This is a genomic window from Clostridium frigoris (assembly GCF_018861865.1).
Classification (GTDB): domain Bacteria; phylum Bacillota; class Clostridia; order Clostridiales; family Clostridiaceae; genus Clostridium_AD; species Clostridium_AD frigoris.
This window is the reverse complement of sequence record NZ_JAHLDV010000132.1, coordinates 1-1616: the sequence shown is the minus strand read 5'-3', so window position 1 is coordinate 1616 and position 1616 is coordinate 1. Positions and strand designations below refer to the sequence as shown.

The 1616-nt window shown below is 31.6% G+C and carries 1 protein-coding gene; it reads left to right on the top strand.

Annotated features, from left to right (window positions below):
* Positions 1-240 precede the first annotated feature (240 nt).
* Positions 241-1577, top strand: a protein-coding gene (locus tag KPL37_RS19385; protein WP_216151708.1) for an IS3 family transposase whose coding sequence is annotated in 2 segments (ribosomal slippage) — positions 241-622 and positions 622-1577 — 1338 coding nt in all. Because the reading frame shifts where the segments join, the coding sequence is not laid out codon by codon here.
* Positions 1578-1616: the final 39 nt, after the last annotated feature.

The window sequence follows — 1616 nt, the reverse complement described above, 5'->3', positions numbered from 1 at the left end:
TATAATGTACCCTATCGGGTAGACAATTTAAAAAAAGTCTACCCGATAGGGTATTTTTATGTATAATAAAGAAAAGCATGGTAGTTTAGCAATTTAAATTTGATAGGATTCTAAGTTAATTAGTTCATGGTTTCAGTATAAGTGGTGTACCGTAGCAAATATATATTTAATACAAAAGCAAACAACTGTAAAGGCTGTAAGGCTCTTTTAAGTAGATATGTGGGGATGGTGAGAATTAAAATGAGCAACAAAACATTTACAGAAAAAGAAGTATCAATGCTGGCTAATAACAAAAATGTAAAAGCAGTAAGTATAAAAGGAATTACATATACTGATGAATTTAAACGAATTTTTATAATAGAGAACGAAAAAGGAAAATTCCCAAGAGAAATATTCGAGGAAAATGGGTTTGATATAGATATTGTTGGAATTAAGCGCGCTAAATCATCAGGATCTCGGTGGAGAGCTGCATATAGAAATGAAGGTATATGTGGACTAAATGATACAAGAAATGTGAACACTGGAAGACCAAGAGTTAGAGCGCTTTCTACACAGGAAAGATGCGAGCGCCTTGAAGCTCAAATAAACTTATTGAAAGCTGAGAATGAATTATTAAAAAAAATCGACATCCTAGAAAGAAGGCTGATAAGCAAGAAATAATATTAGTAGCACAGGAAAAATTCATTCTTATAAATTCAGAAATTGAAAAATATAAGCTTAAAAATATGCTTAGTCATTTATGCAAAATTACGGGGGTATCCCGTTCTGGATATTACAACTATTTCTCCGCTAAATCCTACAGCCGTAGGCAGCAACGCGACAATTACGATGAAGTAGTAGGCAATATTATTCTAAAGGCATATAACTATAAAGGTCGCAAAAAAGGGGCCAGACAAATAAAGATGACATTAGAAGGCACGTTTGGAATCGTATACAATCTAAAACGTATTAGAAGAATAATGAAAAAATATGCTATCATTTGCCCCATTAGAAAAGCGAATCCATATAAACGAATGATGAAAGCAACAAAAGAGCATACTGTTTTAAAAAATCTATTAAATAGAAATTTCAAACAAAATATACCAGGAAAAGTATTGCTTACAGATATAACCTATTTATTTTACGGAAAGAGTAAGAAGGCATATTTATCGACGATTAAGGATGGCTCTACAAATGAGATACTGGCATACAATGTGACTGATAATTTGAGGCTAGACATAGTAACAGACACTATACTTAATCTAAAAAAGAATAGGAAAATTAAATTACCTAAAGATGCATTTATACATTCAGATCAAGGATTTCATTATACAAATCCAACATTTCAAAAGTTAGTAAAAAAATCTGGATTAGGACAATCAATGTCAAGACGTGGAAACTGCTGGGATAATGCTCCGCAAGAATCATTCTTTGGGCATTTCAAAGATGAGGCATACATAAAATCATGTGAAACATTAGAGCAATTAAAAGAAGAAATTAAGCAATATATGATCTACTATAATAAATTTAGATATCAATGGGGTTTAAAAAAGATGACTCCTGTTCAATACAGAAATCATCTTCTTAAATCAGCGTAGACTTTTTTTTAGATTGTCCTTGACAAAGGGTACACATTA